22 protein-coding genes, 2 tRNA genes and 1 pseudogene are annotated in these 24,085 nt (G+C 69.3%); 12 read left to right on the forward strand and 13 right to left on the reverse strand.

Annotated elements, in window-relative coordinates:
• Positions 1 to 20: 20 nt before the first annotated feature.
• The 4 genes from HN013_RS08185 to pknB all read left to right on the forward strand — a co-directional run bounded on the left by HN013_RS08185 (position 21) and on the right by pknB (position 6,704).
• Positions 21 to 1,580 carry a protein phosphatase 2C domain-containing protein gene (locus HN013_RS08185; protein ID WP_171164613.1) on the forward strand — a complete coding sequence of 520 codons (1,560 nt, stop codon included), beginning with the start codon at positions 21 to 23 and terminating at the stop codon, positions 1,578 to 1,580.
• Between the two features lie 38 nt (positions 1,581 to 1,618).
• Positions 1,619 to 3,034, forward strand: coding sequence for an FtsW/RodA/SpoVE family cell cycle protein (locus HN013_RS08190; protein WP_171164615.1), 1,416 nt, complete (start codon positions 1,619 to 1,621; stop codon positions 3,032 to 3,034).
• Complete coding sequence (locus HN013_RS08195) at positions 3,031 to 4,488, forward strand: penicillin-binding transpeptidase domain-containing protein (protein ID WP_171164617.1); 1,458 nt, start codon at positions 3,031 to 3,033, stop codon at positions 4,486 to 4,488. The genes HN013_RS08190 and HN013_RS08195 overlap by 4 nt, the downstream gene beginning before the upstream one ends.
• Before the next feature lie 155 nt (positions 4,489 to 4,643).
• A complete protein-coding gene (gene pknB, locus HN013_RS08200; protein WP_171164618.1) occupies positions 4,644 to 6,704 on the forward strand; it encodes a Stk1 family PASTA domain-containing Ser/Thr kinase in 2,061 nt (686 codons plus the stop codon).
• Positions 6,705 to 6,778: 74 nt separating this feature from the next.
• Here pknB and HN013_RS08205 read toward each other — a convergent pair whose 3' ends face one another.
• From HN013_RS08205 to HN013_RS08225, 5 genes are all read right to left on the reverse strand, one after another.
• Entirely contained in the window at positions 6,779 to 7,498 is a 720-nt protein-coding gene (locus HN013_RS08205) for a class E sortase (RefSeq protein WP_171164620.1), read from the reverse strand.
• 32 nt (positions 7,499 to 7,530) lie between these two features.
• Positions 7,531 to 8,682 carry a class E sortase gene (locus tag HN013_RS33880; protein ID WP_171164622.1) on the reverse strand — a complete coding sequence of 384 codons (1,152 nt, stop codon included), beginning with the start codon at positions 8,680 to 8,682 and terminating at the stop codon, positions 7,531 to 7,533.
• Positions 8,679 to 9,317 (reverse strand): aminodeoxychorismate/anthranilate synthase component II, encoded by a 639-nt coding sequence (locus HN013_RS08215; protein ID WP_171164623.1) that lies wholly within the window; start codon positions 9,315 to 9,317, stop codon positions 8,679 to 8,681. The genes HN013_RS33880 and HN013_RS08215 overlap by 4 nt, the downstream gene beginning before the upstream one ends.
• 4 nt (positions 9,318 to 9,321) lie before the next feature.
• A complete protein-coding gene (locus HN013_RS08220; RefSeq protein WP_171164625.1) occupies positions 9,322 to 9,510 on the reverse strand; it encodes a hypothetical protein in 189 nt (62 codons plus the stop codon).
• A 122-nt stretch (positions 9,511 to 9,632) separates the two neighbouring features.
• Positions 9,633 to 10,415: a DUF881 domain-containing protein gene (locus tag HN013_RS08225; RefSeq protein WP_171164627.1), complete on the reverse strand. Its 783-nt coding sequence runs from the start codon at positions 10,413 to 10,415 to the stop codon at positions 9,633 to 9,635.
• Between the two features lie 136 nt (positions 10,416 to 10,551).
• On the opposite strand from HN013_RS08225, the gene crgA reads away from it, so the two are divergent.
• Complete coding sequence (gene crgA / locus HN013_RS08230) at positions 10,552 to 10,806, forward strand: cell division protein CrgA (protein WP_171164629.1); 255 nt, start codon at positions 10,552 to 10,554, stop codon at positions 10,804 to 10,806.
• A 290-nt stretch (positions 10,807 to 11,096) separates the two neighbouring features.
• On the opposite strand, the gene HN013_RS08235 is transcribed toward crgA, so the two are convergent.
• Positions 11,097 to 11,957, reverse strand: a complete 861-nt coding sequence (locus tag HN013_RS08235) for a rhomboid family intramembrane serine protease (protein ID WP_171164631.1) — start codon at positions 11,955 to 11,957, stop codon at positions 11,097 to 11,099.
• A gap of 101 nt (positions 11,958 to 12,058) precedes the next feature.
• Complete coding sequence (locus HN013_RS08240) at positions 12,059 to 12,592, reverse strand: peptidylprolyl isomerase (protein WP_171164634.1); 534 nt, start codon at positions 12,590 to 12,592, stop codon at positions 12,059 to 12,061.
• 227 nt (positions 12,593 to 12,819) lie between these two features.
• Between HN013_RS08240 and HN013_RS08245 the strand changes: the two genes are divergently transcribed.
• The 5 genes and pseudogenes from HN013_RS08245 to HN013_RS08265 all read left to right on the forward strand — a co-directional run bounded on the left by HN013_RS08245 (position 12,820) and on the right by HN013_RS08265 (position 17,527).
• Complete coding sequence (locus HN013_RS08245; protein ID WP_171164636.1) at positions 12,820 to 13,482, forward strand: DUF5324 family protein; 663 nt, start codon at positions 12,820 to 12,822, stop codon at positions 13,480 to 13,482.
• 726 nt (positions 13,483 to 14,208) lie between these two features.
• Positions 14,209 to 14,547: a MerR family transcriptional regulator gene (locus HN013_RS08250; RefSeq protein ID WP_171164637.1), complete on the forward strand. Its 339-nt coding sequence runs from the start codon at positions 14,209 to 14,211 to the stop codon at positions 14,545 to 14,547.
• A 652-nt stretch (positions 14,548 to 15,199) separates the two neighbouring features.
• Positions 15,200 to 16,714 carry a DEAD/DEAH box helicase gene (locus HN013_RS08255; protein WP_171164639.1) on the forward strand — a complete coding sequence of 505 codons (1,515 nt, stop codon included), beginning with the start codon at positions 15,200 to 15,202 and terminating at the stop codon, positions 16,712 to 16,714.
• A 45-nt stretch (positions 16,715 to 16,759) separates the two neighbouring features.
• Positions 16,760 to 17,163, forward strand: a pseudogene (locus HN013_RS08260) (CBS domain-containing protein).
• A gap of 52 nt (positions 17,164 to 17,215) precedes the next feature.
• Positions 17,216 to 17,527 carry an SCO5918 family protein gene (locus HN013_RS08265; protein ID WP_171164643.1) on the forward strand — a complete coding sequence of 104 codons (312 nt, stop codon included), beginning with the start codon at positions 17,216 to 17,218 and terminating at the stop codon, positions 17,525 to 17,527.
• Between the two features lie 110 nt (positions 17,528 to 17,637).
• Here HN013_RS08265 and HN013_RS08270 read toward each other — a convergent pair whose 3' ends face one another.
• Together HN013_RS08270 and HN013_RS08275 are read right to left on the reverse strand one after the other, a co-directional pair.
• Positions 17,638 to 17,997, reverse strand: a complete 360-nt coding sequence (locus HN013_RS08270) for a hypothetical protein (RefSeq protein WP_171164645.1) — start codon at positions 17,995 to 17,997, stop codon at positions 17,638 to 17,640.
• A gap of 192 nt (positions 17,998 to 18,189) precedes the next feature.
• Positions 18,190 to 18,262: transfer RNA gene (locus tag HN013_RS08275), tRNA-Ala, on the reverse strand.
• 117 nt (positions 18,263 to 18,379) lie between these two features.
• Between HN013_RS08275 and HN013_RS08280 the strand changes: the two genes are divergently transcribed.
• Positions 18,380 to 18,925, forward strand: a complete 546-nt coding sequence (locus tag HN013_RS08280; protein ID WP_171164647.1) for a DNA-binding protein — start codon at positions 18,380 to 18,382, stop codon at positions 18,923 to 18,925.
• A gap of 9 nt (positions 18,926 to 18,934) precedes the next feature.
• Positions 18,935 to 20,014, forward strand: a complete 1,080-nt coding sequence (locus HN013_RS08285) for a serine/threonine-protein kinase (RefSeq protein WP_171164649.1) — start codon at positions 18,935 to 18,937, stop codon at positions 20,012 to 20,014.
• Positions 20,015 to 20,148: 134 nt separating this feature from the next.
• On the opposite strand, the gene HN013_RS08290 is transcribed toward HN013_RS08285, so the two are convergent.
• From HN013_RS08290 to gyrA, 4 genes are all read right to left on the reverse strand, one after another.
• Entirely contained in the window at positions 20,149 to 20,283 is a 135-nt protein-coding gene (locus HN013_RS08290; RefSeq protein ID WP_003958712.1) for a DLW-39 family protein, read from the reverse strand.
• A gap of 204 nt (positions 20,284 to 20,487) precedes the next feature.
• Positions 20,488 to 20,561, reverse strand: a tRNA-Ile gene (locus tag HN013_RS08295).
• Between the two features lie 83 nt (positions 20,562 to 20,644).
• Positions 20,645 to 21,421, reverse strand: coding sequence for a DUF3566 domain-containing protein (locus tag HN013_RS08300; RefSeq protein WP_171164651.1), 777 nt, complete (start codon positions 21,419 to 21,421; stop codon positions 20,645 to 20,647).
• 3 nt (positions 21,422 to 21,424) lie between these two features.
• The gene (gyrA, locus tag HN013_RS08305; protein ID WP_171164653.1) at positions 21,425 to 24,061 is read right to left on the reverse strand and encodes a DNA gyrase subunit A; all 2,637 of its coding nucleotides are present in this window, start codon (positions 24,059 to 24,061) and stop codon (positions 21,425 to 21,427) included.
• Between the last annotated feature and the right edge of the window lie 24 nt (positions 24,062 to 24,085).

A 24,085-nucleotide genomic window follows, 5' to 3' on the forward strand; every position in this document is an offset into this window, starting at 1 on the left:
AGCCGACTGGCGAGGTGCGCATGAGTCTGACACTGCGTTTCGCCGCCGGGTCCCACAAGGGCATGATCCGGGAAGGCAACGAGGACTCCGGTTACGCCGGCCCCCGGCTGCTCGCCATCGCCGACGGCATGGGCGGCCAGGCCGCCGGCGAGGTCGCCAGTTCCGAGGTGATCTCCGCCCTGGTGACGCTGGACGACGACGTCCCGGGTTCGGACCTGCTCACCTCCCTCGGCACCGCCGTGCACCGCGCCAACGAGCAGCTGCGCGTGATGGTCGAGGAGGACCCGCAGCTGGAGGGCATGGGCACCACGCTCACCGCCCTGCTGTGGACGGGCCAGCGGCTCGGCCTCGTCCACGTCGGCGACTCCCGCGCGTACCTGCTGCGCGACGGCGTCCTGACCCAGATCACCCAGGACCACACCTGGGTGCAGCGGCTGGTGGACGAGGGCCGGATCACCGAGGAGGAGGCCACCACCCATCCGCAGCGCTCCCTGCTGATGCGCGCGCTGGGCAGTGGCGACCACGTCGAGCCGGACCTGTCCATCCGCGAGGTGCGGGCCGGCGACCGGTACCTGATCTGCTCCGACGGCCTCTCCGGGGTCGTCAGCCACGAGACGATCGAGGAGCGGCTGGCCAGCTACCAGGGGCCGCAGGAGACCGTCCAGGAGCTGATCGAGCTCGCCCTGCGCGGCGGCGGCCCGGACAACGTGACGGTGATCGTCGCGGACGTCCTGGACGTGGACGGCGGGGACACCCTCGTCGCCCAGCAGCTCAGCGACACCCCGGTGGTCGTCGGCGCGGTCGCCGAGAACCAGTTCCCGCTGGGCGACCACGGCGCCATGCAGACCCCGGCCGGCCGCGCCTCCGAGCTGGGCCGGACCCCTCCGCCGGACCCGGCGGGCGGCTTCGGCCCGCCCGGCAGCGGCCCGGCGGCGGGCGAGGCCCCCGCGGGCGAGTTCGGCGCGTTCCACGACGAGTACGACGACAGCGGCGTCGAGACGGGCAGGCCGCGCCGCCGCGGTGGCTGGGTCAAGCGTTCCCTGATCATCGCCGTGGTGCTCGGCGTCGTCGGCGGCGGCCTCTACGGCGGCTACCAGTGGACGCAGACGCAGTACTACGTGGCGGCCAAGGACAGCACCCACGTCGCGCTCTACCAGGGCATCAACCAGGACCTCGCCTGGATCAGCCTCAGCAAGCTGTACCAGGACCACCCCGAGATCGAACTCAAGTACCTCCCCGTCGACCAGCGCGGCCGGGTGGAGGACACGATCGCGGTGGGCAGCCGCGACCAGGCCGTGCAGAAGGTCAAGGACCTCGGCACGCTGGCCAGCGCCTGCAAGAAGAAGGACGAGCAGCAGAAGGCAGAGCGCCGGCAGCGGGAGAGCCAGAAGCCCGAGACGGCCAAGCCCGACGCCGGCAAACCGGACGCCGGCAAGACACCTCCGGGCAAGCCCACCCCCGTGCCGACCGGTGGAGCGGCGGGCATCACGCTCCAGACCGCGCCGACCCCGGCCCCCGGCCCCACCCTCAGCGAGGAAGAGCAGAAAGTGGCAGCGCAGTGCAACGGCTCCCAGCAGTAAGTCTGTAGGGGGCCAGCGACGTGTCAGCCATCCCACCCATGCCGAACACCACTTCCACCACCACCGTCAGCACGGCGGGCCAGCCGAGTCGGCGCAACACCGAGTTGCTGCTGCTCGCCTTCGCCGTCATCCTCCCCTGCTTCGCGTACGCCAACGTGGGCCTGGCGCTGGACGGCGAGATGCCGTCCGGGATGCTCGGCTACGGCATGGGCCTCGGCCTGCTGGCCGGCGTCGGCCACCTCGTGGTGCGGAAGTTCGCCCCGTACGCCGATCCGCTGCTGCTGCCGCTGGCCACGGTCCTCAACGGGATCGGGCTGGTCGTCATCTGGCGGCTGGACCAGTCACCGCGCTTCCAGAAGGTGCCCACGTTCGCTCCCGCGGCGACCAATCAGCTGCTGTTCTCGGCACTCGGGATCGGCCTGTTCGTCGCCATGGTGATCTTCCTCAAGGATCACCGGGTGCTCCAGCGCTACACCTACATCTCCATGGCGCTGGCGCTGGCCCTGCTGATCTCCCCGATGTTCTTCCCGTCGGTCAACGGCGCCCGGATCTGGGTCAAGATCCCGGGCCTCGGCGGGCTCCAGCCCGGTGAGTTCGCCAAGATCGTGCTGGCCGTGTTCTTCGCCGGCTACCTGATGGTCAAGCGCGACGCGCTGGCCCTGGCGAGCCGCCGCTTCATGGGCATGTACCTGCCGCGCGGCCGTGACCTCGGGCCGATCCTGGCCGTCTGGGCGTTCAGCATCCTGATCCTGGTCTTCGAGACCGACCTCGGTACGTCGCTGCTCTTCTTCGGCATCTTCGTCGTGATGCTCTACGTCGCGACCGAGCGCACCAGCTGGATCGTCTTCGGCCTGCTGATGTCCGCCGCGGGCGCGGTGGGCGTCGCCTCCTTCGAGTCGCACGTGCAGCAGCGCGTCCAGGCGTGGCTCGACCCCATGGGCGAATACCTCATGAGCAAGAAGGGCGTCTGGGGCCACTCCGAGCAGTCGATGCAGGCCCTGTGGTCCTTCGGCTCGGGCGGCGTCTCCGGCACCGGCTGGGGCCAGGGCCACTCCGACCTCATCGGCTTCGCCGCCAACTCCGACTTCATCCTCGCCACCGTGGGCGAAGAGCTGGGCCTGGCGGGCCTCATGGCCATCCTGCTGATCTACGGCCTGATCGTGGAGCGCGGCGTGCGCACCGCCCTGGCCGCCCGCGACCCGTTCGGCAAGCTCCTGGCCATCGGCCTCTCCGGCGCCTTCGCGATCCAGGTCTTCGTGGTCGCCGGCGGTGTGACCAACCTGATCCCGCTGACCGGTATGACCATGCCGTTCATCGCACAGGGCGGATCCTCCGTGATCGCCAACTGGGCCCTCATCGCCATCCTCATGAAGATCAGTGATGCGGCGCGGCGCCCCGCTCCCACCCCCGTGACCAACCCCGATGCCGAGATGACCCAGGTGGTCCGACCGTGAACAAGCCCGTGCGCCGGATCGCGATCTTCTGCGGACTCCTCATCCTCGCGCTGATGGTCCGCGGCAACTGGCTCCAGTTCGTTCAGGCCGACGAGCTCAAGAACGACAAGAACAACATGCGGGTCAACATCGCCCGCTACAGCCAGCCGCGCGGCAACATCATCGTGGACGGCCAGGAGATCACCGGCTCCAAAGAAGTCAACGGCATCAACTACAAGTACAAGCGCACGTACAAGAACGGCGAGATGTGGGCGCCGGTCACCGGTTTCAGCTCGCAGGTCTACAAGCCCACGTTCCTGGAGGGCGTCGAGGACAAGATCCTCACCGGTGACGACGACCGGCTGTTCTTCAACCGGACGATCGACATGATCACCGGCAAGGGCAAAAAGGGTGGTGACGTGATCACTACCCTCAACAGCAAGGCCCAGGAAGCCGCCTTCAAGGGCCTGGGCAGCAAGAAGGGCGCGGTCGCCGCCATCGACCCGCGCACCGGCAAGATCCTGGCGCTCGCCTCCACCCCGTCGTACGACCCGTCGATGGTGGCCGGCGCCAACGACGGCGAGAACTGGACGAAGCTCAACGACGACAAGAACAAGCCGATGCTCAACCGGGCGCTGCGGGAGACCTACCCGCCCGGTTCGACGTTCAAGGTCGTCACGGCCGCCGCGGCCCTGGAGAAGGGGCTCTACAAGGACGTCGACCAGAAGACGAACTCGCCGAAGAAGTGGACGCTGCCGGACACCCGGAACGTGCAGCTGACGAACGAGACGACGATGCCCTGCGACAACGTCTCGATGCGGGCTGCCCTCCAGTGGTCCTGCAACAGCGTCTTCGGCAAGATCAGCGCCGATCTCGGCAACAAGGACATGATCGCGCAGGCCAACAAGTTCGGCTTCAACGACGCCGACCTGACGGTCCCGGTCGGCGTCTCCAAGAGCGTCTACCCCGAGGACAACCGCCCGCAGAACGCCATGGCGGGCATCGGCCAGGCGTCCAACCGCGCCACGCCGCTCCAGATGGCCATGGTCGCCGCCGCCGTCGCCAACAACGGCAAGCTCATGGAGCCGTACATGGTGGACAAGCTGCGCGCGCCCAACCTGAACGTCATCGAGACGCACCAGCCCCGGGAGATGAACCGCCCGCTCACCCCGGAGCACGCGCAGAACCTGCAGAGCGCCATGGAGACGGTCGTCGAGGAGGGCACCGGAACCGAGGCGAAGATCGACGGCGTCAAGGTCGGCGGCAAGACCGGTACCGCCCAGCACGGTGTGGACAACAGCGGCAACCCCTACGCGTGGTTCATCTCCTACGCCAAGAAGGGTGACGGCTCGCCGGTCGCCGTCGCTGTTGTCATCGAGGGTTCCAACACCATGCGCGACGACATCGCCGGCGGCAAGCTGGCCGCTCCCATCGCCAAGAGCGTCATGGAGGCGGTGCTGAAGACCTCGAAGTGATTCCCGGCATGCACCGGCGCCGCGCGCCGGTACCAGTCCCGTATCGGGTGCCGGTCACGCCCGGGAGCCGTGGGGCCCGCCGGGTACGGTAAGCGCGGACAGCACACCGCCGGACCCACGTCGGTGCGGTCAGGAAGAACGGAAGGGCTGGAGCTATGGAAGAGCCGCGTCGCCTCGGCGGCCGGTACGAGCTGGGCTCGGTGCTCGGCCGTGGTGGCATGGCCGAGGTCTACCTCGCCCACGACACCCGGCTCGGCCGCACCGTCGCCGTGAAGACGCTCCGGGTGGACCTCGCCCGTGACCCGTCCTTCCAGGCCCGGTTCCGCCGTGAGGCCCAGTCGGCCGCCTCGCTCAACCACCCGTCCATCGTCGCCGTCTACGACACCGGCGAGGACTACGTGGACGGGGTCTCGATCCCGTACATCGTCATGGAGTACGTGGACGGTTCCACCCTCCGCGAGCTGCTCCACTCCGGCCGCAAGCTGCTTCCCGAACGCTCGCTCGAAATGACCATCGGGGTCCTCCAGGCACTGGAGTACTCCCACCGGGCCGGCATCGTCCACCGGGACATCAAGCCCGCCAACGTCATGCTGACCCGCACCGGTCAGGTCAAGGTCATGGACTTCGGCATCGCCCGCGCGATGGGTGACGCCGGAATGACCATGACCCAGACGGCCGCCGTCATCGGCACCGCCCAGTACCTCTCCCCGGAGCAGGCCAAGGGCGAGCAGGTGGACGCCCGTTCCGACCTGTACTCGACGGGCTGTCTGCTCTACGACCTGCTGACCGTCCGGCCGCCGTTCATCGGGGACTCCCCGGTCGCGGTGGCCTACCAGCATGTGCGGGAGGAGCCCAACCCGCCGAGCGCCTTCGACCCCGAGATCACGCCCGAGATGGACGCCATCGTCCTCAAGGCACTGGTCAAGGACCCCGACTACCGCTACCAGTCGGCCGACGAGATGCGCGCCGACATCGAGGCCGCCCTGGAGGGCCGCCCGGTCGCCGCCGCGGCGGCCTTCAGCCCGCTCGGTTCCGTCGGCTACGGCGGCGAGGACCAGCCCACCCAGATGATGGGCCGCCACGACCCGAACGCCGCCGGGCAGACGTCCATGCTGCCGCCGGTCCGCGACGGCGGCGGCTACGGCGGCTACGACGACGGCGGGGACGGCCCTGGCCACGGCGGGAACGGGCGGAAGAAGAGCAACCTGTCCACGATCCTGCTGGTGATCGCGGGCATCCTGGTGCTCGTCGGGGCCATCTTCATCGGCAAGGCGCTGTTCAGCGGCGACGGGAAGAGCGGCGATGTCACCGCGCCCAACCTGATCGGCGAAACGCTGGCCTCGGCCAAGAAGCAGGGCGAGAACGTCGGGCTGAAGGTCGTCGACAGCGGTCAGCCCGTCAACTGCGACGCGGAACCGGGCAAGATCTGCAAGCAGAACCCCGACGCCGGGACCAAGGTCGAGCGTGACAGCGAGATCAAGGTGTCGCTGTCCAAGGGGCCGGCCAAGATTGACGTCCCCAACGTCCTCAACACCCAGTACGACAAGGCGCAGAAGACCCTGGAGGACAAGGGCTTCACGGTCCGCCGCAAGGATGAACAGACCGACGAGGCCAAGCCCGGGACCGTCATCAAGCAGAGCCCGGAGCCGAACGAGGCGGCCGACAAGGGCTCGGAGGTCAAGCTCACCGTCGCCTCCGCCGTCCCGAAGAAGACCGTTCCCATGGTGATCGGCCAGCAGTTCGACGCCGCTTCCAAGCAGCTGACGGACAACGGCTTCAAGGTGACCCGGAAGGACGTCGACAACGACGCGCCGACGGGGCAGGTCGTCGCCCAGTCCCCGCAGGGTGACACCTCCGCCGCGCCCGACTCGACGGTCGAGCTGTCGGTCTCCAAGGGCCCGCAGGAGGTCGACGTGCCCACGTTGACCAACATGACCCTGAAGGACGCCAAAAAGGCCCTGACGGACGCCGGGCTCAAGGTCGGCACCATCGCCGGACCGAACGACGACAAGGCTGTCGTGACGACCTCCATGCCGCTCCCGGGCGCCAAGGTGAAGAAGGGCACGGCTATCACCTTGGCGACCCAGGCCCCGCTCCCCGGCACCACCATCGGCGGTACCAACGGAGGCCCCGGCGGCGGTGACGGCGGTCCCGGCGGCGGTGACGACGACGGCGGCATCTTCGGCGGCACCGGCTTCATCCAGGGCCGCCACTAGCACCACGTACGACAGGAGCCCCGTCGTCATCCTCTTAAGGAGGCTGGCGACGGGGCTCCGTGCTGTGTGGCGGTTCAGCCCCGCAGTTCCTTCGGCGGGGTCCGCTTCTCGTCGACCTTCTCCGTGCGCGTCAGCTCCGCCCAGACGATGTAGCGGTAGTCGGAGGTGTAGACCGGCGTGCAGGTCGTCAGGGTCAGGTAGCGGCCCGGCGCGGTCTTCCCGGACTCGCGGGGCACCGGGTCGAGGACCTTCACGTTGAAGCGGGAAGTCTGCTTGAGCTCCTTGTAGACCTTGTAGACGTACCAGGTGTCGCGCGTCTCGAAGACGACCGGATCGCCGTCCTTGATCTTGTGGATGTTGTGGAACTTGGCGCCGTGCCCGTCCCGGTGCGCGGCCAGCGTGAAGTTGCCCTGCTTGTCCCAGGGCATCGCGGCCTTCACGGGTTTGCGGTAGAAGCCGGCGACGCCCTCGTTGAGGACGTCGCTTCCGGTGCCGGGTTTCACCAGCACCTCGCCGCCCATCGCGGGGACGTGCAGGAAGCCGATCCCGTCCTTGGTGTCCAGGGCGCCGGGACCCTTCCGGGCCCAGTTCTCGCGCACGTGGTTGCCCTGGCGCTTCGCCTCGCGGTCGGCTATCACGTTCGTCCACCACAACGAGTAGACGACGAACAGCGCCAACAGCACGCCGGCCGTGATCAGCAGCTCGCCCACCACGCCGACGGTCGCCGCGAACCGGCTCCGGGTGCGGCTCCGCCGCCGTGGCGCGCCGTCGGTGTGCTCCTCGGTACCTGCCACAGCCCGCCCGTACCCCGTTCCCCTGCCGTCCGTCAGTCGACGAGCGCGTCCGGCTTGCCCTTCCCGCGCGGGCGCTCGTCCACCATCTTGCCCCACACGATCATCCGGTACGTACTGGTGAATTCGGGGGTACAGGTGGTCAGGGTGATGTACCGGCCCGGTCCTGAGAAGCCGGAACCGTCGGGTACGGGGCGGATGACCCCGACGTTCGCGGGAGACGTCTGGTCCAGTCGGCTCGTCATCTCATAGGTGTAGAAGCTGCTCTTCGTCTCCACCACGATCTTGTCACCGGGCTGCAGCCGGTTGACGTAGCGGAACGGTTCGCCATGGGTGTTGCGGTGGCCGGCCACCGCGAAGTTGCCCTGCTTGTCCCAGGGCATCGCGGTCTTCAGGGAACCCTTGCCGTAGTGCCCGACCATGCCGCGGTCCAGGACCTTGTGCTTCCCTATCCCCTCGGCGATCGGCGCCTTCACGTCCAGCTTGGGGATGTAGAGGATCGCGAAGCCCTCACCGGGCGAGAACGCGCCCGCGTCCCGGTCCCTGCCCCCGTCCCGCTCCCAGCTGTTGCGGAGGTCCTTGGCCGCTCCTCCGGCCTGCTGCTGGGCGATGACGTTCGTCCACCACAGCTGGTAGGCGACGAACAGCAGCAGCACCACCCCGAGTGTGATGAACACTTCGCCCACGGCCCGGCTGACGACCACGCCCACGCTGTCCTTGCGCGCCCTCGCCGCGCGCTGCGCGGCCCTGCGCCGCTCCGCGCGCCCACCGCCGGCCGGAACGGGAGCGGGCGCCACCCGGCGCAGCGGCATCGTCGCGTCGTCCAGGGGCGGCAGCGGCGGTGAAGGGATCTCGGGCGGCAGCGGCGGTGAAGGGATCTCGGGCGGCAGCGGCGGTGAGGGGTTCTCGGGCGGCAGGGGCCGGGAGACGCCCTCGGGGGGCAGGGGGCGCGCGACGGTCCGTCCGGCGTTCTCGGGGGGCAGCGGCCGGGAGACGTCCCGTTCGAAGGGCGGGGGCCCGGGGGCCCGTTCCCCCGGCGCGTACACATACGGGTCCGGCTCCGGCCGATGGTCCCGGTGGTCCGGCGGCGGGGCGGCGTGCCGGCCGCCGCCGGACCGCGGCGGCGGGGTGTACGGCTGCTGGGGCGCCGCCCCCCGGGGATCCCGCTCGGGGCGGAGCCCGTTCACTCTCCGGCCTTGCCCACCACCGGGGCGAGCCCGGCCGATCGTTCCACCGCCCCCGTGTCACCGCAGGAGACAAGCCAGTTGGCGAGCATCCGGTGCCCCCACTCCGTGAGCACCGACTCGGGGTGGAACTGCACGCCCTCGACGGGGAGGTCGCGGTGGCGCAGGCCCATCGCGATCCCGCTCTCCGTCCAGGCGGTCATCTCCAGCTCGTCCGGCCAGCCCTCGCGGGCGACGGCGAGCGAGTGGTAGCGGGTGGCGGTGAACGGCGACGGCAGCCCCTGGAAGACGCCCGCGCCCTGGTGGCTCACCGAGGAGGTCTTGCCGTGCAGCAGCTCGGGTGCCCGGCCGACGACCCCGCCGTACGCCACGGCCATCGACTGCATGCCCAGGCACACGCCGAAGACCGGTACCCCGGTGGCCGCGCAGTGCCGCACCATGTCGATGCAGACGCCGGCCTGCTCGGGCGCGCCCGGGCCGGGGGAGAGCAGCACCCCGTCGAACCCGTCCTGCGCGTGGGCCGGTTCGACCTCGTCGTTCCTGCGCACCTCGCACTCGGCGCCGAGCTGGTAGAGGTACTGGACGAGGTTGAAGACGAAGCTGTCGTAGTTGTCCACGACCAGGATGCGTGCGCTCATCGCGTCACCGCCAATCCGTTGCCGGTGTCGGCATGCTGTCGTCGACCGTCACGTCGTTGAACGGCAGCAGCGGTTCCGCCCAGGGGAAGACGTACTGGAAGAGCACGTAGACGACGGCCAGCACGAGGACCAGGGAGATCAGCGCCTTCACCCACGCGTTGCCCGGCAGACGACGCCAGATCCAGACGTACATGCTGTCCCTACTTGCCGACGGGAATGGTCTTTGCCGCACCAGAGTAAGGGCCCGCACCTGTGCGCGGGGCGCAGCCGGGCAAAGCCCCGGCGCGCAATTCCGCGCGGGCGCGGTGGTCTCCGTCAGCCGGCCGGCTTGGCGTAGTGCAGGTCCACCGCGCCGGTGTAGCCGGGGAGGGTCACCGCGTCGCGCTGGTCCACCTTCCAGCCGAGGCCGTAGGCGGCGACGTACTGGAGGTAGTTCTGGACGGTGGGCGCGGTGTCGAGCGCCTTGCGCAGCCGGCCGCGGTCACCGACGGCGGTGATCTTGTAGGGCGGTGAGTAGACGCGGCCCTGGAGGATCAGGGTGTTGCCCACACAGCGGACGGCGCTGGTCGAGATCAGCCGCTGGTCCATCACCTCGATGCCCTGGGCGCCGCCCCGCCAGAGGGCGTTGACGACGGCCTGGAGGTCCTGCTGGTGGATGACCAGGTCGTTGGGCTGGGGCTGCGGTACTCCGGGGATCTTGGCGGTGGCGTTGGGCGGGGCGTCCGTCAGGGTGACCGTCAGGCCCGTTCCGCGGATCTCCCGGGTGCCCGCGGCGTCGCCCAGGGCGGCCAGGCGGCGCGCCTCGGCGGTGTCGGCGCCCGCGTCCCGCCCGGCCAGGGCGTCGACCTGGGCGCGCAGGGCCGCGGCGCCGCGTTCCAGATCGCCGTTGCCCTTGCTGCGCTCCTGGATGAGGTCGGACAGCCGGAGCATGGAGGCGTCGGTGCGGATGTCGGTGCCCTTGGCCGTGTTGAAGCTCATCCAGAAAATGAGGCCGGCGAGGGCGAAGACCGCGGCCGTCAGCAGCCGAACCGGCCGGAATCGGCGGGGAGGGCGGCGGTCGGGCTCTGCGCCGCTGGTGGAGACGGCAGAATTGCTCAACGTACCCTTGTCCTCTCCGACGCCGCTGAAGCACTACGCTAACGGACGCCCGGGGGGAGGAAGCGCTCCCCGGCGCGGCCGTCCAGCCCTTGTACCCCCAGCGCGGTCACGCAGCGCATCGACAGGAGAGTTCCTCGTGCCGAAGTCACGGATCCGCAAGAAGGACGACTTCACGCCTCCCCCGGCGAAGCAGCAGTCCATCAAGCTGACCAGCGGACGGCGCTGGGTGGCGCCGCTCATGCTGGCGTTGTTCCTGATCGGGCTGGCGTGGATCGTCGTCTTCTACGTGACGGGCAGCGATATGCCCATCGAGTCGCTGCACAACTGGAACATCGTGGTCGGCTTCGGCTTCATCGCGGCGGGCTTCGTGGTCTCCACCCAGTGGAAGTAGCGAGTTATCCACACCCTCATCCACAGTGGGGAAAAACTCAGAAGATCTGTGGATAACTTCCTGGATGTTGACGCCGGTGTGACTGTTCGCGATCTCTGTGGATCGCCGTCCACACCGGCGTTCTCCGCTGTATGTCCAGGTCGGAGCGGGTCGTACGGGGATCGTGCGGCGGTTTTCCGCGGTTCTGCACATGATCGGCGTGGTGCTGTGGACAACCCGCACCGCACTGATGTGGGTGACGGGCGGCCGGTGCGGCGTTTCTCCCGTTCCGCCCGGTTCGGCCCGTCGGCCTAATTCAGCTGGGCCGTCCGTACGACCACGGTCACCACGATCGCCAGCAGCGCGGCCCCACAGGTGAGCCACTGCACCAGCGCCCGCCGCTCCCGGGGCGCGTGCACTATGCCGAAGGCCACCAGGGCACCCACCACCAGGCCGCCGATGTGCGCCTCCTTGGCGATGTTGCTCCAGGTGAAGGTGAAGATCAGGTTGAGTACGAGCAGGGCGACGACCGGCCGCATGTCGTACTTCAGCCGCCGCATCAGCACGGCGGTGGCACCCAGCAGGCCGAAGATCGCGCCCGAGGCGCCGTACGACCGCCCGCCCGCGTCCACGAGCAGGTAGGTGAGCGCGCTGCCGCCCAGCCCGGACAGCAGGTAGAGGGCCAGATAGCGGGCCCGCCCGAACGCGGCCTCCAGCGGTGGCCCCAGCCACCACAGCGAGAGCATGTTGAAGCCGATGTGCATCGGGGACTCGTGCAGGAAGAGCGAGGTCAGCAGCCGGTACCACTGGCCCTCGGCGACGCCCTCGCCGTCCTGGAAGGGGTCCCGCCCCGTCAGCTCCAGAGTGGCCACCAGATCACGCCCGTTGACCATCACCGCGATCCATATCGCGATGTTGATCCCCAGCAGCACCTTGGTCACCAGGAAGGGATCACCGGCGTGGACGACACCGCCGCCGGCCGTGCGCGGGGCGCTGTCCTGCCGGGCGCTCCCCCGGTCCGGACTTGAACCACCGCCGGAACACTCGGGACAGTGGAAGCCGACCGAGGCATTGACCATGCAGTCCGGGCAGATCGGTCGCTCGCAGCGCGTGCAGCGGATGCCCGTCTCACGGTCAGGATGCCGGTAGCAGCAGACGGCCTGGTCGTTCATGCTCTCCCCTCGCCCCTGTGGCGGTCCGGGCACCGCCGTTCCCCAGCACGGCCCCGCCCGTCATACGGACGGGCGGGGCGCCGGGTTCCCGGAACGTGCGATCAGCCCTCGCGGGACTCGATCACGACACTCTCGATGACGACGTCCTGCACGGGACGGTCGGTGCGCGGGTTGGTCTGGGCGCCGGCGATGGCGTCCACGACCTTCTTGCCCGCGTCGCTCGTGACCTCACCGAAGATGGTGTGCTTGCCGGTCAGCCACGTGGTCGGGGACACGGTGATGAAGAACTGCGAGCCGTTGGTGCCCGGGCCGGCGTTGGCCATGGCCAGCAGGTAGGGCTTGTTGAAGGCCAGGTCCGGGTGGAACTCGTCCTTGAACTCGTAGCCCGGGCCGCCGGTGCCGTTGCCCAGCGGGTCACCGCCCTGGATCATGAAGCCGCTGATGACGCGGTGGAACACCGTGCCGTCGTACAGCTTGTCCGTGGACTTCTTCCCGGTCGCCGGGTGGGTCCACTCGCGCTCGCCCTTCGCGAGCTCGACGAAGTTCTTGACCGTCGTGGGGGCATGATTCGGCAGGAGCCGGATCTCGATGTCCCCCTGGTTGGTCTTAAGGGTGGCGTAGAGCTGCTCGGCCACGATCTACCTTCCATAGTCTGCACTGACAGCCACCGATCCTCGCACGGACCGACGGCGAGCGAGTAACGCCCAAAGCCCCGCGCGCGGCGGCGAACCGTGGCATTGTCGAGCGGGAGGCACCGTTGACCCGGATGCCCGTCCGAACCTGCCGGACCGCCCCTGGGCAGGCATGATTTCCCACTGGGTGGAAAGGCGAAAGTCCATACGCCACCGAGGAGGAGGTTCTCGTGACCCGCAAGGACAGCGTGCGCGCCGCGACCAGCACCGCCAAGGACAGCGTGCGCCACGCGGCGGAGGTGGTGGCGCCCTACGCCGGCACGGCCAAGGACGCCGCCGTGCACTATGCGCACGAAGCCCGCGTCCGGCTGGCCCCCAAGGTGGCGGAGGCCGCCCATCAGGCCCGCTCGCAGTACGACGCGCATCTGCATCCCCGGCTCGAACACGCCCGTGAGGCCCTGCCCCCCAAGGTCAACCAGGCCGCCGCCCGGGCCCGCGCCGCCGCGGAGCCCGTCCGTGACGAGGCCGTCTCCCGCGGCTCCGCCGCCCTCGCCGTCCTGCGCGGCCAGGTGGCGGCCCAGGACGTCGAACGCCTCGGCCGCAAGCGCTGCCGCCGCGGCCGGGCCGGCCGGGTGGCCAAGCGGCTCGCCCTGGCGGGTGTGCTGGTGGGCGGCGCAGTCGCCGTCTGGAAGTGGTGGGACAAGCAGGCCAACCCCGACTGGCTGGTGGAACCGCCGGCCGCCACCGAGATCGCCGACCGCCCGCACCTCTCCTCCGTGGACGGCAGCGGCGACCGCACGGCCCTCGACCCCGAGGTCCAGGCCAAGCAGGCGGAGGCGGAGCGTCCGGAAAACCGGGAGGGGAAGGAGAAGGGGGACGGCGACCTCGCCTGAGGCGTCCGCTCCCGACCAGCCCTCCCCAGGCGTCAAAGAATCCCCTCCGACCCGCGTCGACGCGGGTCGGAGGGGATTTTTGCTCGTCAGCGTCGAGGGCGGCGTACACCCCGTTCAGTGGTCGAGGTCGACTATCTGGCCGCCCGGTTGGCGGAAATCTATGCTGGCTGAGGTAGACATTGGGCCGCGACGTGGTTATGGTTTCTCTCGTAGCCGAGATCGAGCAAGGCCTGGCAGAGATGAACTGCCGGGCAGCAGTACCCGCAGTTGCAGGTCGCAGGACGGTTCGGTGGTGGAGTTCCGAAGCCAGGGCTGTTGCAGGACGGCGACGGGGCTGACGACCGGACCGGGTGGCTCGCAGTGATCAGGGGCCGCCGTGAGCAATACCGCAGTTCACGCAGTAGCAGTTCGGTAAGTCGCAGTTCGCAGTACCCAGCAGTACTCGCTTGGTAAGTGAGTGATCCCAGAGGGAAGAAACGGAGGAGCCAGACGCCATCAGGATCGCCCGGGCGGGAATCTTGAGCCCGGGTACCGCAGGACATCGATAGCGAGGTGGTCTCCGGTCGAGCAACCGCGATCCCCGTACCCCGGACAGCATTTTGGCCGGGTCTGCGGACACAGAAGGCCGACGCAGTATCAGGGTCGGCAGATGGTGCAGTAGTTCCTTCGGGGCCTTGGTGCCAAATGGCACCAAGGCCCCTCCACGCGTTCAACAGAGAGGTGCAAGTGACAGCAGACGACTCGTTCAGCCGTCTCGATGACGACGACTACCCCGCCTACACGATGGGCCGGGCCGCCGAAATGCTCGGCACCACCCAGGGCTTCCTCCGCGCCATCGGTGAAGCCCGCCTGATCACCCCGCTGCGCTCCGAGGGCGGCCACCGACGCTACTCCCGCTATCAGCTGCGCATCGCCGCCCGCGCCCGGGAACTCGTAGACCAGGGCACCCCCATCGAGGCCGCCTGCCGCATCATCATCCTCGAAGACCAGCTCGAAGAAGCCCAGCGCATCAACGCCGAATACCGCCGCACCGCCGAATCGGCGAACCCTACGACCGCGGACTGAGATGACGCGTGCCCGCCGCGCACGGAGGGTGGCGGGATCTGCGTCGGGACCGGCGTACCGGCTGATGGGGCGGCGTCGGGGCAGGACAGCGCCACCGCAAGAGTTGTGGCCGCCGAGCCAAAACAGCGACTGTCCTCCTGAAACACCGCGCTCCGGGTGGATCATATCTATGACCGCGAGACGAGAGTTTAATGCGTCGCGGGCAGCGTGTTTACTCAACGAACAGAGCGGAATTATTTAACCGCACACAGGCCGCTACGCATGCTACTATCAATCTCAGTTGCAGTCCTGGTCACCAAAAACTCAACGCCCTTCGTCGGAATTTTCCGCCGCGCGAAGCGTTTGCATCCCGGCTGCACTCCGGGCGGGTCATCATCGCGGCGACCCGGCACGCACACTTCGTAGCTGGGGCCCGCATCCCTCGGGGTGCGGGCCCCAGCTACGGACATTTTCCGAGCTTTCACCTGCGGAACCACGCCGTCCTGGATTTCACGTCCCCTCGACGTCACCCATTTCACCACCTGAGCCTGCACCGAATCCACCGCGGGCCAGATCTGCTTTCGCATTCCGTTCGGCCCGTTCTTGTGATTCTCTGCGCTGCTCTTCCGCTGCGAGAATTCCTTGATACGTGCCGTATCAAGGAAGGTTCTGCATGAACCCCTCACGTACGAACAACCGCTCCTCCCGCACCCGCGGCCGTACCGGCGATCCCGCTTTCGGCTCCGGTACCCGTTCGCACCGGGGCAGCCGTTCCGGCTCGCCCGCGCCGAGGCGTTCCGGAGGGCAGCGCCGTCCGGGCGGCCGGGGTGGGCAGCCCGCGGCGGCCTCGGGCGAGTTCGCCCTGCCGAAGACGATTACTCCGGCGCTGCCCGCCGTCGAGGTGTTCGCCGACCTCGACATGCCCAAGCAGCTGCTGGCCTCGCTCGCCGCGCAGGGCATGAGCGTCCCGTTCCCGATACAGGGCGCAACCCTGCCCAACACCCTCGCGGGCCGCGACGTCCTCGGTCGTGGGCGCACCGGCTCGGGCAAGACCCTCGCCTTCGGCCTGGCCCTGCTGGCCCGCACCGCCCGACAGCGCGCCGAGCCCTGCCTGCCGCTGGCCCTCGTTCTGGTGCCGACGCGTGAGCTGGCGCAGCAGGTGACCGACGCCCTTGCCCCCTACGCCCGCTCGGTGAAACTGCGCCTGGCCACCGTCGTCGGCGGAATGCCGATCGGTCGGCAGATCAGCGCACTGCGCGGTGGCGCCGAAGTCGTCGTCGCGACACCGGGCCGCCTCAAGGACCTCATCGACCGGGGCGACTGCCGGCTGAACCAGGTCGCGATCACCGTCCTGGACGAGGCCGACCAGATGGCCGACATGGGCTTCATGCCCCAGGTCACCGCGCTCCTCGACCAGGTCCGCCCCGAGGGCCAGCGCATGCTGTTCTCCGCCACCCTCGACCGCAACGTCGACCTCCTGGTCCGCCGCTACCTCACCGACCCGGTCGTCCACTCCATCGATCCGGTCGCGGGCGCGGTCACCACGATGGCGCACCACGTCCTGTACGTCCACGGTGCCGACAAGCACCGGACGACGACCGAGATCGCGGCGCGCGAAGGCCGGGTGATCATGTTCCTGGACACCAAGCACGCCGTCGACCGGCTGACACAGGATCTGCTGAACAGCGGGGTGCGGGCCGCTGCCCTGCACGGCGGGAAATCGCAGCCGCAGCGCACCCGGACCCTGTCCCGGTTCAAATCCGGGCACGTCACCGTGCTCGTCGCGACGAACGTCGCGGCGCGCGGCATCCATGTCGACAACCTCGACCTCGTCGTCAACGTCGACCCGCCGACCGACCACAAGGACTACCTCCACCGCGGCGGCCGAACCGCGCGGGCCGGTGAGTCCGGCAGCGTCGTCACCCTGGTCACCCCCGACCAGCGCCGCGGCATGACCCGCCTCATGGCAGCCGCCGGGATCGTCCCCCGGGCGACCCAGGTCCGCTCCGGCGAAGAGGCACTCAGCCAGATCACCGGCGCCCGGGCCCCCTCCGGTATTCCCGTGACGATCACCGCGCCGGTGGCCGAGCGGCGTCAGCGCAGCGCGGCCTCCCGCGGCCGGCGCAGTCCCGCTTCGGCCGCCCGGCGCGTGAGCGTACGGCAGTCCGCCTTCGACGCGGTGGCCTAGAACCTTCACGTTCAGGAACTGACCCATCTCTGCAGGAGGCACATCGTGACACTGGTTCAGGTGCAACCCCGCTCGACGAGTGCCGACCCCGCGCACAGAACGCCGGTCGATGCCATGGACACGGCCGGACCTCGAGTCTGGGACGACATGACGGTCGAGGTGGCCCTGTCCGTCATGGCCAGTGCCCGCACCGACCACCTGCTGGTCTGCGACAACGACGGCCTGTGCACCGGTTTGGTCACCCAGGCCCGGCTCGCTGCCGTCTGTGACAGCTCCGCGTACACGGACCAGGTCCAGCTACGCGACATTCTCGGCAACCGTGGCCGTCCGCCTCGCCCGTGACCACGATGGCCGAGGCCCAGCACGCACTGCGCGGCCGCCGGCCCGGTGCCCTGCCTGTCGTCGACGAGCAGGGCAGCGCTCCGGGCATCCTCACCCAGGCCTGTTGAACCGCCTCACCGAGGCAGAGACATCCCCCTTCTTCTCCCTGCGAGGCACATCATGCGCTTTGTCATCGCCCGCTTCCCGTTCGACCTCACCAAGAGCGGCGTTCTGGAATCCATGAAGGGCGTCAAACCCGAGCAGGTCACCGGCGAGTCCGTGATCATCGGCCGCCGCACCTACCCCGTCATGCAGGTCGGCCAGGTCATCACACGCCAGGACCGCCGCGATTTCAGCGCCGGCGAAGTCCTCCGGGCCATGAGCCGGCTGGGCTTCACCTGCTGCGGCCTTCCCCGCGCCGCCGCGCCCCAGCGTGCCCTCAGCCCGTTGCAACAGGCTTCCGCGATGCTCGGCGCCCCCGCGGCCGTCTGACCGACGGGCAAGCGCGAGCCGCCGTCACATCAGCGGTGAGGGTCCGGCCGGGACGCACCGGCCGGACCCTCACCGCGTACCGAGGGGATCCTCAGCGCGCGGTGGTGGGATCAGTGATCGGAGTAGCTGAAGTCGCCCATGGTCCAAGCACTGACGTCGGCGATCGCCACGCGGTACATCCCGCCCGTCTCCGGGATGCCCACCGTGCCCTGCAGAATCCGCGCCACATGGAAATGCAGATGCGTGGGCGGCTTCTCCTCACGCGTCGTAGCGGTGAAGACGGCGGAGAAATCGCACAGATGGGCCGAGTCCGCCAGGACCTCCGACACCCGCTGCCTCCAGACTGCTTCAGGAGCCAGCCGGCCCGTGATAACAGCACCACCGGCGACCACGGTCAGAGACATCTGATTGCTGTGCCCGGACTCCACCAGGGTGGCTACGTCAACAAGCAGCTCGTCAGGCTTCGACATGAGAGACGATTCTAAGCGCCGCCGGCCCGGTCGGCCTGGGCGGTGGCGCTCCGGGCGGAATACGAGATCGAACTGCTCGTAGGACAGCGTTCCGCCCGCCTCACAGGAGGCCAGTCAGGGTGGTGTCCGCCCACAGCAACGCAAAAGCACCCCCCTGATCGCGTTTCCGCAGGTCAGAGGGGTGCGCTTCAGTGGAGCCTAGGGGAGTCGAACCCCTGACATCTGCCATGCAAAGACAGCGCTCTACCAACTGAGCTAAGGCCCCTCGGAGCACCAGGGTACCCGGTGCCGGGGGTGTACCCGACCAGGTATCGCCGCGACCCACCACTCTCCGTAGGATGCACCGCAAGATTCGCGGCAGCGAAGCGAAGGGGAGAGCGAGATGGACGCAGCACAGCAGGAAGCCACCGCCCGCGCACGAGAGCTGCAGCGGAGCTGGTACGGGGAGCCGCTGGGGGCGCTCTTCCGCCGGCTCATCGACGATCTCGGTCTCAACCAGGCCCGTCTCGCGTCCGTCCTCGGCCTTTCGGCGCCCATGCTCTCGCAGTTGATGAGCGGTCAGCGGGCGAAGATCGGCAACCCGGCGGTGGTACAGCGCGTCCAGGCCCTCCAGGAGCTCTCCCACCAGGTGGCCGACGGCAGCGTGAGCGCCGCGGAGGCCGCTGAGCGCATGGAGGAGGTCAAGCGGAGCTCGGGCGGCTCGGTCCTCAACTCGACCCAGACGACGGCCAGCAGCGGCGCCCCGACCGTCAAGCGGGTCGTGCGCGAGATCCAGTCGCTGCTGCGGTCGGTGGCCGCCGCGGGCGACATCATCGACGCCGCGGGCACGCTCGCCCCCACCCACCCCGAACTGGCCGAATTCCTCCGTGTCTACGGCGCGGGACGGACCGCCGAGGCGGTCGCCCACTACGAGGCCCACCAGAGCTGACCGCCCGCGATGGGTGAGGTGTTCGCCGGGCGCTACGAGCTGGTGGACCCCATCGGCCGCGGTGGGGTGGGGGAGGTCTGGCGCGTCTGGGACCGGGAGCGGCAGTTGTACGCGGCGGCGAAGGTGCTCAAGCAGAGCCATGCCCACACCCTGCTGCTGCGCTTCGTCCGCGAGCAGGCGCTGCGCATCGACCATCCGCATGTGCTGGCCCCGGTGAGCTGGGCCGCCGACGACGACCGGGTGCTGTTCACCATGGATGTGGTGCACGGCGGCTCGGTCGCCCATCTCATCGGTGATTACGGCCCGTTGCCGCCGCGTTTCGTCTGCACCCTGCTGGACCAGTTGCTCGACGCGCTCACGGCGGTGCACGCGGAAGGCGTGGTGCACCGGGACATCAAGCCGGCGAATCTGCTGCTGGAGGCAACCGGAACAGGGCGCCCGCATTTACGCCTCTCCGATTTCGGATGTGCGATGCGGAAGGGCGAACCGCGGCTGACGGAGACCAACTATGTGATGGGGACGCCCGGTTACTTCGCCCCGGAGCAAATGGCGGGCGAGGATCCGGACTTCCCCGCGGATCTCTTCGCCGTCGGACTGGTGGCGCTGTATCTGCTGGCCGGCCGTAAACCCGATGCCGACGCCCTGGTCGGGCGATTCCTCGCGGACGGTGTGCCGGAAGCGCCGGAAGGGGTTCCCCCGCCGCTCTGGGACGTTCTCGCGCGGTTGCTGGTGCCCGATCCCGTACTGCGTTTCCGCGGCGCCGCCGAGGCCCGGGCGGCGCTGGCCGCGGCGGTGCCGCTGCTGCCCCCGCCGGCCTCCGGGGAGGAACGGATCGAGGTCTTCGACCAGATCGGCCCGCTGCCACCGGGGTTCGGCCCCTACGGGCCCGGGAACGCTCCTCCGCGGCCCGTCCTGCCCCCGCCGCCACCGACCCCGCTCCTGCCGGTCCCCGCCGCTCCTGGGCCCCCTGGGGGCCTCCGGCGGCGACGCGGGCGCCCGGCGCCGCCGTCGCGGAGGACGACGGTCTCCGTGCTGCTGCTGGCGCTGCTCTGCCTGTCGGTGGGCGTCTGGGCCCTCTCCGCGGCCTGACCCGTGCGATTCACTCTTGCAATCATTTTATTTGCAGTAGCGAATATCAGAGGCGGGAAAGGCAACGGAGGCCGGGAAAGACAGCGGGGCCCCGGCCGTCGTACCGGCCGGGGCCCCGCGTAGAACTCGTCGTCTCACACACCCGAACCTGCGGGCACGGAGTCGGTCGCCTCCGTCCACAGATCCTGCTCGGCGCGATCCGCCTGGATCTGGCGGTACACGAGGAGCCCGCCGATGGCGGCCAGTGCGACCAGGAGCAGCTTCTTCACCGCGCGACCTCGTCTTTCCTTGACGTAAGGGGACTCTGGTGGCCGATGATACACACCGTCCGATACCGACCGGTGACCTGTATCGGACCTTTCCCGACGACCACCGAGCTCCGCCGACGACCGGCCGCCGACTCGGACGGACTTGTCCCGAAAAGCCGATCGGCCCGGCCGGAGATTTCTCTCCGTCCGGGCCGATCGGGCCGGTGGGGCTAACAGGACTTGAACCTGTGGCCTCTTCCTTATCAGGGAAGCGCTCTAACCGTCTGAGCTATAGCCCCGCGCTGCACCGAAAGATTAGCGCACATGGGGCCCAGTCCCAAAATCGCCCGGTCTCCGCTTCCCGGCGGGCTTTCCCCGCGGACTACTCGTCCTCGGCGAGGGTCAGCTCGACACCGCCCACGAAGGACGCCGAGAGGTTGTAGACGAAGGCGATGAGCGTCGCCAGGGCGGTCGCCAGGACGACCTCGATCACCGCGATGACGGTGGTGAACATCAGGACGCGCGGCAGCGACAGGAAGGACTGGAGGTCGAAGCCGCCGCCCTCGCCGGACGTCGCGTCACTGATGGTCCCGCCGACGGCGGAGAAGACGCCCATGGCGTCCAGAACCAGCCACAGCACCGTGATGGCCACGATGGTGCAGACGGCGAGGGCCAGCGACAGCAGGAAGCTGACCTTCATCACCGACCACGGGTCGGCCTTGGCCACCCGCAGCCGCGCCGAGCGGGTGCGCGGAGCCGGGGCCGCGGCGGCAGCGGCCGGGGCCGGGGCCGGGGCGGCCGTTGCCTGTGCGGGCACGGTCCGGGTGGTCGTGGTGGTTCCGGCGGTCTGTGCGGGCTTGGCCATGCCCTTGGTCCCCCCCTTGGCGGCGGCGCCGGACGCGCCCTTCGGTGCCTTTCCGGTGGTGCGCTCGGCCGGCGGCTCATAGGCCTTCGGCGGGTGGTACGGCTTCGGCCCCCGGGTCTCCGTCATGGTGTCCCCCCTGTTCGCGGCGGCGGTGTCGCTCCCACCCGGGGATTCTGCCCCGTCCGCGCCGGGGCCACGGGCACCGTCCTTGCCGGGTGCGGCGCTCCCGGTGCCGCCGGCACCACGCCGCTCGGCCTTCGCACCGCTTGCCGCGGTGCCCGTGGCTCGACTCACGACCTACTCCTCGGTGTCCTCGACCGCAGGCTCCATGCCTCCGGCCACCTCGGGCCCCCCGCCCCCGGCCTCGGCCGACGTCTCCTCGTCGACCTCCTCGGCCTCACGGCCGGCCTCGGCGTTCCTCGCGATGCCCACGACGGCGTCGCGCTTGCCCAAATTGATCAGCTGGACGCCCATGGTGTCACGCCCGGTTTCCCGCACCTCGTTGACCCGGGTCCGGATGACACCGCCGCCGAGGGTGATCGCGAGGATCTCGTCCGTCTCCTCGACGACCAGGGCGCCGACCAGCGACCCCCGGTCCTCGACGATCTTCGCGGCCTTGATTCCGAGGCCGCCGCGGCCCTGGACGCGGTACTCGTCGACGTTGGTGCGCTTCGCGTAGCCGCCGTCCGTCGCGGTGAAGACGAACGTGCCCGGACGGACGACGTTCATCGACAGGAGCTCGTCACTCTCGCGGAAGCTCATGCCCTTGACGCCCGACGTGGCACGGCCCATCGGCCGGAGCGATTCGTCCGTGGCGGTGAACCGGATGGACTGCGCCTTCTTGCTGATCAGCAGCAGGTCGTCGTCGGCCGAGACCAGCTCGGCGCCGATCAGCTCGTCCTCGCGGCCGTCGTCCATGGCCCGGAGGTTGATCGCGATGACGCCACCGGAGCGCGGGGAGTCGTAGTCCTTCAGCGAGGTCTTCTTCACCAGGCCCGACTTGGTGGCCAGCACCAGGTAGGGCGCCGCCCCGTAGTCGCGGATCGCGAGGATCTGCGCGATCTTCTCGTCCGGCTGGAAGGCGAGCAGGTTGGCCACGTGCTGGCCGCGCGCGTCCCGGCCGGCGTCCGGCAGCTCGTACGCCTTGGCCCGGTAGACCCGGCCCTTGTTGGTGAAGAAGAGCAGCCAGTGGTGGGTGGTGGAGACGAAGAAGTGGTCGACGATGTCGTCCTGCTTGAGCTTCGTGCCCCGCACGCCCTTGCCGCCGCGCTTCTGCGAGCGGTAGTCCTCGGTCTTGGTGCGCTTGACGTAGCCACCGTTGGTGATGGTGACGACGATGTCCTCCTCGGCGATCAGGTCCTCGATGGACATGTCACCGTCGAAGGGCACCAGCTGGGAGCGCCGGTCGTCGCCGAACTTCTCGACGATCGCGGTCAGTTCGTCGCTGATGATGCCGCGCTGGCGCTCGGGCGAGGCCAGGATCGCGTTGTACTCGTTGATCTTCGCCTGGAGATCGTCGTGCTCCGCGACGATCTTCTGCCGCTCCAGGGCCGCCAGCCGGCGGAGCTGCATCTCCAGGATCGCGTTGGCCTGGATCTCGTCGATCGTCAGCAGGCCCATCAGGCCCTCGCGGGCGACATCGACGGTGTCGCTGCGCCGGATCAGCGCGATGACCTCGTCGATGGCGTCCAGCGCCTTCAGCAGACCGCGCAGGATGTGGGCGCGCTCCTCGGCCTTGCGCAGCCGGAAGCGGGTGCGCCGGACGATGACCTCGATCTGGTGGGTGACCCAGTTGCGGATGAACGCGTCCAGCGACAGGGTGCGCGGCACCCCGTCGACCAGGGCGAGCATGTTCGCGCCGAAGTTGGTCTGGAGGTCGGTGTGCTTGTAGAGGTTGTTGAGGACGACCTTGGCGACGGCGTCCCGCTTGAGGACGATCACCAGGCGCTGACCGGTACGGGACGAGGTCTCGTCGCGGACGTCCGCGATGCCGCCGATCTTGCCGTCCTTCACCAGGTCGGCGATCTTCTGCGCGAGGTTGTCCGGGTTGACCTGGTAGGGCAGCTCGGTGACCACCAGGCACTGGCGGTTGTGGATCTCCTCGACCTCGACCACCGCGCGCATGGTGATCGAGCCGCGGCCGGTGCGGTACGCCTCCTCGATCCCCTTGCGGCCCACGACGAGCGCGCCGGTCGGAAAGTCCGGGCCCTTGATCCGCTCGATGAGCGCGTCGAGCAGCTCCTCGGGGCCGGCCCCGGGGTTGGCCAGGTACCACTGGGCGCCCTCGGCCACCTCGCGCAGATTGTGCGGCGGGATGTTGGTCGCCATGCCGACCGCGATACCGGCGGAACCGTTCACCAGCAGGTTGGGGAAGCGCGACGGCAGCACCGTCGGCTCCTGGTTCCGGCCGTCGTAGTTGTCCTGGAAGTCGACGGTCTCCTCGTCGATGTCCCGGACCATCTCCATCGACAGCGGCGCCATCTTGCACTCGGTGTACCGCATGGCGGCCGCCGGGTCGTTGCCCGGGGAGCCGAAGTTGCCGTTGGAGTCCACCAGCGGCATGCGCATCGACCAGTGCTGGGCCAGGCGCACCAGGGCGTCGTAGATGGAGGCGTCGCCGTGCGGGTGGTACGTACCCATGACGTCACCGACGACGCGGGCGCACTTGTAGAAGCCCTTCTCGGGGCGGTACCCGCCGTCGTACATCGCGTAGAGCACCCGGCGGTGCACCGGCTTGAGGCCGTCCCGCACGTCGGGCAGCGCGCGCGAGACGATGACGCTCATCGCGTAGTCGAGGTACGAGCGCTGCATCTCCGTCTCGAGCCCGACGGGCTCGACGCGCAGGCCCACTCCCTGGATGGCGGCGGGCTGCCCCTCGGGAGTGGTGCCGTCCGGGGTCTCGGGCATGTCGTCAGGGTTCATCTCGTCGGCCATTGGTGTTCAAAGTCCTTTCGAGCC

This window comes from Streptomyces sp. I05A-00742 (assembly GCF_013055795.1).
Lineage (GTDB): Bacteria > Actinomycetota > Actinomycetes > Streptomycetales > Streptomycetaceae > Streptomyces.